The sequence below is a fragment of the uncultured Succinatimonas sp. genome, from assembly GCF_905203285.1.
Taxonomy (GTDB): domain Bacteria; phylum Pseudomonadota; class Gammaproteobacteria; order Enterobacterales; family Succinivibrionaceae; genus Succinatimonas.
On the sequence record NZ_CAJKVK010000107.1, the window covers coordinates 1 to 6,064 of the forward strand.

At 35.9% G+C, this 6,064-nt stretch carries 7 protein-coding genes; 3 read left to right on the forward strand and 4 right to left on the reverse strand.

Features of this window, described 5'->3' with window-relative positions; genetic code table 11:
• Positions 1 to 394 precede the first annotated feature (394 nt).
• Entirely contained in the window at positions 395 to 652 is a 258-nt protein-coding gene (locus QZ019_RS08945) for an HPr family phosphocarrier protein (RefSeq protein WP_249083615.1), read from the forward strand.
• A 22-nt stretch (positions 653 to 674) separates the two neighbouring features.
• On the opposite strand, the gene QZ019_RS08950 is transcribed toward QZ019_RS08945, so the two are convergent.
• Positions 675 to 1,343: a MarR family winged helix-turn-helix transcriptional regulator gene (locus tag QZ019_RS08950; protein ID WP_295484373.1), complete on the reverse strand. Its 669-nt coding sequence runs from the start codon at positions 1,341 to 1,343 to the stop codon at positions 675 to 677.
• A 188-nt stretch (positions 1,344 to 1,531) separates the two neighbouring features.
• Here QZ019_RS08950 and rnt point away from each other — a divergent pair, with 188 nt between their 5' ends.
• Together rnt and QZ019_RS08960 are read left to right on the forward strand one after the other, a co-directional pair.
• Complete coding sequence (gene rnt, locus QZ019_RS08955; RefSeq protein ID WP_294565899.1) at positions 1,532 to 2,287, forward strand: ribonuclease T; 756 nt, start codon at positions 1,532 to 1,534, stop codon at positions 2,285 to 2,287.
• A gap of 131 nt (positions 2,288 to 2,418) precedes the next feature.
• Positions 2,419 to 2,991, forward strand: a complete 573-nt coding sequence (locus QZ019_RS08960; protein ID WP_294565895.1) for a superoxide dismutase — start codon at positions 2,419 to 2,421, stop codon at positions 2,989 to 2,991.
• A gap of 44 nt (positions 2,992 to 3,035) precedes the next feature.
• Here the strand turns inward: QZ019_RS08960 and bcp are convergent, their stop codons facing one another.
• The 3 genes from bcp to QZ019_RS08975 all read right to left on the reverse strand — a co-directional run.
• Positions 3,036 to 3,512 carry a thioredoxin-dependent thiol peroxidase gene (bcp, locus tag QZ019_RS08965; protein WP_009142837.1) on the reverse strand — a complete coding sequence of 159 codons (477 nt, stop codon included), beginning with the start codon at positions 3,510 to 3,512 and terminating at the stop codon, positions 3,036 to 3,038.
• Complete coding sequence (yaaA, locus tag QZ019_RS08970; protein ID WP_294565889.1) at positions 3,499 to 4,251, reverse strand: peroxide stress protein YaaA; 753 nt, start codon at positions 4,249 to 4,251, stop codon at positions 3,499 to 3,501. Before yaaA ends, bcp begins: the two co-directional genes overlap by 14 nt.
• A gap of 386 nt (positions 4,252 to 4,637) precedes the next feature.
• Positions 4,638 to 6,064 (reverse strand): hypothetical protein (locus QZ019_RS08975; RefSeq protein ID WP_295484377.1); only part of this gene is annotated, 1,427 nt, incomplete at its 5' end.

Genomic DNA, 6,064 nt, shown 5'->3' on the forward strand with positions numbered 1-6,064 from the left:
GATAGCCTGTCAAGCGAATCTCGTTGGAGGTCGGCAGCAGGAACCCTCTGAAGCTAACAGCTGTATTGTTGTTTAGCAGTAGGATCATCGGCCTTTAGGCCGGTGAGGACGTCAATGCAGTTATTATCGCTTTGTATGGTTTGTATCAATTCATATCAAGGCGTCTTGCAGAAAATCTTTTTCTACTTCTTGAATATCCGGTATTCGATTTCTACGAAACGTATGCATGTTTTCTGTTTGATTATTTGATGATCATGGGTCTTTTTGTCTGTATTTTTTATTTTCTGCAAAAATTTTGATTATATTTACCTTATAACGTTGATATGAACACATTTTTGAACTTTGTCTGTTACAATCAAATTAATAAAGAATAAATAAAAAATTAGAGATAAAAATGATCGAATTTTCTTTCAGAATAAGTGACGGTAAATGCATACATACGCGTCCGGCCGGTGAGCTTTCAAAACTCCTGTCAGTTTTTTCTTCTGATGTCACTATAGAGCATAAAAACCAAGTAGCTGACGGCAAAAATTTAATGTCGTTAATGTCTCTTAATTTACGTGGCGGCGATGTAATCAAGATACAAATTAACGGAACGGATGAGATAAAAGTGCAGCATCAATGTGAGTATTTTCTTTTAAATAATTTTTAAACTGCACTTTTAACTTCTTTAATTAAACGCTAGACAAATTATGAGCACCTAACAATTTCATCAATAATGCTTTAAGAGTTTGTTGCTCCTCCTCCGTTAAAACATTGAAAAAGTCATCCACATGCTCTTCATGACAAGCAGATGCATTGTCTGCTAAAAATAAGCGTTTTCTTCTTCTATCACATGGATCTTCACGTCTTTCCAAAATTCCCTTTCTTTCCATTTTATTTAATATCTCACTAATAGAGCCTGCTTTTATCCCTAATCTCTCTTGAAGTTCCTTTTGAGTGATATTGCCGCATTTTCTAATCATATGCCTGATTCTACCCTGCTGAGGCATATGACGGTGCATATGTCTGCAGCATGAGTCAACTAAAAACGACAATCCTCTGTCAAAATCAACATATTGATTACAACCGCAATTTCCTTGTTCATAATTATATTTCTGGTTGTGTTGTCCTCGGCCTCTTCCTCTACAACCGCCAACCTCAGAACACATTTGACCTGATGATTTTTTACAGTTTCTTTCGTGTCCTACGCTATTACAACCGCAACTATTTGCAAAAGACGCATCGGAATAATTATTTTGATTGAACGTATTATTTCTCATATACAAATCCCTTCCCCTTTTACATTGCAAATCATTCATAGAACAACCCTTTGCACATAAATCACATTTATTTTCTTCCATACTCACCCTTAACCCCATTTTATTTAAAAACAAATATAATTAGGTACCTAACTATCTTAAGTATAGTATTTTATTTAGGCACCTAAACATTTTTAATAAAAATTATCTTTTTTAATTAAAAAATTTCGCTCTGTACATAATTTCCTCATTGTCTGTCTATTACAAAATTTCAAAAAAATCGTGATAAAATGCGCAAAAATTTAGAGGTTACTATGTGTCAGGAAAATTCATCACAGCTTCCCAAGCGATTTTCGATAAAAGATCGTTTTCGCGGTTTCTATCCTGTTGTTGTAGACGTTGAAACTGCCGGATTTAATCCGGAAACTGACGCTTTACTTGAAGTTGCCATGATGACAATGACCATGGACGATAACGGATACCTGCAGCCTGATGAAATAATGAGCGCCAATATCCGTCCTTTTCCTAATTCAAACATTGAACCGTCTAATATAGCTTTTTTAGGTATCGATCCTTTTGATGAAAGCCGTAATTTGCAAGATGAAAGAGTTGCTGTTCTGCCGATGTTTAAAGCAATCTCTAAAAAAATGAAAAAGGAAGGATGCACTCGAGCAATTTTAGTAGGACATAACGGTTTTTTTGATTTGTCATTTATTCACGCGCTAGCAAAACGCTTAAATTATAAACGCTGCCCTTTTCATCAATTTACTGTTTTCGATACGGCTTCCCTTGCCGGTCTTGTGTACGGTCAAACTGTTTTAGCAAGAGCTTGTACTGCTGCAGGAATTGAATTTGAAGATGATAAAGCTCATGGTGCAAAATACGATACGTTAATGGAGTGCAAACTCTTTTGCAGTATTTTTAACCGTTATACCTTATTTGCAGGTTTTCCCGACCCCATAGAACAAACTCTACTTGATTTTCGTGCTCACCTGAAAGACAAAGAAGATCCTGAAAAAGCACCGGATTCATGTAAAACAGAATAACGACTGAACTCCTAGCAAGTTACGAATTTAATAAGTTTTATCACTTGCGCAAAATGTGCGTATTGTCAATTGCTTACTTTAAACAAAACATCTATCCTCTTATAGAGATACACACATGCAGGAGTTTTTATATGTCATTTACTTTACCGGCTTTAAAATACCCTAAAAATGCTTTAGGTTTCATATCTGAAAATACTTTGAATTTTCATCACGGTAAACATTTACAGGCCTATGTAGATACCACTAACAAATTGGTCGCAGGATCAAGCTATGAAGGGAAATCCCTCATAGATATCATGATGTCAAGTTCCGGTCCCTTATTTAATAATGCAGCACAAGCTTGGAACCACGAATTCTATTTCAATTGCATCAGTCCTGAAGAAAAAGAAATTCCCGAGAAGATTAAAGCTTTACTTATAAGTAATTTCGAGTCGGTTGAGAGTTTTAAAGAAAAATTTGCAGCATCTGCAGTAGGCAATTTCGGTTCAGGCTGGACATGGTTAGTACAAACCGGTCCCAATCTGCTTAAAATCGTCAATACCTCTAATGCTGGCAATCCGTTAATCGACGGTTTCACTCCGATTATTACAGTAGACGTATGGGAGCACGCTTACTATCTTGATTATCAAAACCGCCGTGCAGATTACGTAAAAGACTTTATAGCTCACATCGATTGGGACTTTGCTGCAGCAAATATTAAGTAAAAAACAAAATAATTTTTATAAGCGTGCCGTCAAGCACGCTTTTTTTAAACTTTTTGATAATTACGAATAAAGTCTAAGGCCTCTTGTGCATTGGTATCAGGTTTAGCACGCTTAAACACCTTGATGATTTTCCCGTCCTCATCAAGAACAAACGTTGATCTGACAACACCCATGGAAACTTTGCCGTACATTTTCTTTTCTTGCCAAACCCCAAAAGCTTCCAACACTTCTTTATTTTCGTCAGACAGCAAAATAAAGGGAAGATTATGTTTTACTGCAAATTTCTCATGAGATGCAACACTATCTTTGCTTATCCCTAAAATCACAACATTATCTGCATCAAACTGAGACGATAAACCTGCGTAAGCGCATGCTTCTCGCGTGCATCCGGGAGTCAAATCTTTAGGATAAAAATAAACAACAACTTTTTTACCGCGAAATTGCGATAATCTGACTTCATTTCCTTTTTGATCTTTTAAAGTAAAATCAGGAGCAAAAACTCCGGCTTCAAGCATTGCCATAATTATTTTCCTTTATAAAACAAAATGTTTTTTTATTAGAATGTTCTTTTGAATAAACAAACCCATATGCAGAAAAATATTTCATCTCTTCAGAAGATTCTATATTATTTTCTGCCAAAAACCTTACCATTGCCCCACGAGCCTGTTTACATAAACTTCCTCTTTCCACAAGTTTATCACCGCTCTTTACCGGGAATAGCACATTAATCAAATTAACTTTTTTTGAATCTATAACTTTACTGTACTCTTCTGAGGCTAAATTAATAACAGTGTCATCGTATTTTTGTAGCTCACCGGTAACTTTTTTCTGCCAGAAATCATAAAGATCTTTTTTATCATTAATTTTTAATTTGGCAGCCATTTCAAGTCTGTATGCCCGTACCCCATCAAAGGGTCTTAGCATCCCGTACATAGCGCTTAATATGAAAAGATGCCTATCAAGATATTCATACGAACGCTCATCAAAAACATTAGCGCCCATAGATTGATACTGTAATCCGCTATATGAAAGTAATGCCGGAGTTAAATTCTTACTCATATCCATACAGCTAAGACGCTCAAGGTTTTGTTTTACAATACTATCAGAAGCTTTATACAAAGCCTTTAACTTAGCAAAATCAAATTCTCTTAATTTAGAGAGAATAATGTTAGCTTCATTTAAAAATAACGGCATACGCAGTGGCGGAAGAGTATCTGTATTCTCAATCATCTTTTTTGCCGGTGAAATAATTATCTGCATATACCATACTCCAATCTTTATATAACATACTGTTATATATGGATTATATAACCTTACGCAATATCTCATCTTGTGCATAAGATGGATACCTGTTAGTGACTTACTCCCCACCCTATAGATGGTGGAGACTTCTGGCATATTTTGTTAAATTTTATATCTCAATTAATCAACGTCACCTTCGGACTAAAGACCGAAATAGCGAGTTGCTTAACAACGATATCGCATTGTCATATACTTCGGAGAAACCTGCAACCTCCCTCTTTTGATAAAGGATCGACCTTAGGTCCCAAATCCGAAGCATTTAGATTTTAGATCATCACCAGCGTTCTTATAGAGCTGCTATACTGCACAGCTTCGCCACTTTCTTCACCTTCGAAGCTTATATCTTAAACAGAAAATTCATCATCCTCACTAACCGAAAGCACGGATTCGGAAGATGCAGCAGCGTTTTCTCTTATTGCTATCTTAAAATCCGTACATGCATAAGATCCGTCCGATCTGACAACAAAAGACTGAGAGTAGTCATAAATACTATCAGGATCAGTTTTAATAACCAGCTCAATTGATCCGTCTTCCTGTGCTTTAATATTAAAGAGATAAGATCCATGTTCATCTGCATTACTATATGGAGGTAAAAAAATCTCACATCTGGTATCTGCAATTCCGGCTTGCGACAATAAACAGAAAACACGAGACAGCTGTATCCTGTTTTCCTCTGATAATTCATCGGTAATTTCATTTTTGCCCATCATTTTATACACACTCAAAATAATGGACTTATACAGCATGTTCTTTTTATCCGGATCAGCTGATAAATCACGGGATGGTCTAAATACAACCTCTTCACCGTCTTTTTGAATAAAAGTAAACGAGGTTCGCCCCTTCCATCTATGAAAATCCACATCCAAAAAATAATTATTCTTTGGATTAAAATCTGTTAATGACGGGAGTTCTCCTACAGGGCAATTTAAATCTTCGCCTGAAATATCGGTTTTTTGACCTAATGCAATTTGACGAATAAGTTCCGGAGAACAACCGAAAAACGCTCCGCAATTAATCATATAAGCTATTTGAATAGGCGTTACATTATCATCATAGCCGGGAGAATCATGTATCTTTTCAAGAACTAAATTATATAAACTTTCGTAAGCCTTAATCACCACTTCATCATCAGAAACATTATCAGGCATCTCTGCTCCGCCGCTTACAATCCGATACAAATCTTTACCCTCGGGAACATAGCCACTCTTATTATAAAAATCGATAATTTGAGGAGCCGAAGACACAAGCGCATTAATTGCATCAGAATTTTTCGGATCATTGTTTGTGTACTGTTTGATTATTGCATTCATAATCCAATATTCAGACTCAGACAAAGGCGGATTTATTTTCGACAGCTTTTGAAATTCTGCCGGCAATAAATTAATTGCGTCCCCTCTTGCCAAATGCGAAACTATTCCGTTATCGCCGCCTTTTAATTGAGTCAGACTGGTAAAAGGATCATTAACTTTTGTTACATTTGCAATTTGCTTTAACTCATGAAGAACTTGAGAAGATTCATGTAACTGCGTTAATGCTCCCAGTCTGTTTTGTTCTTGAGCAATCTTACTAAGATACTGCAAAGAACTATCAACTCTATCCGCTGAAACAGAGGACAAACAAGCAGTTAATCTGTCTTTAATCGATTGTCCTTCATAAAAAGTTTGAGCTGACAAAACAGTTGTCATATTCAAAACAAAAGTACGCAGATTAGCCTGTGTTTGTTGATCCGCTTTCTTGAAATTAAAAGCTAATGTACCGAATTTATCCTTAA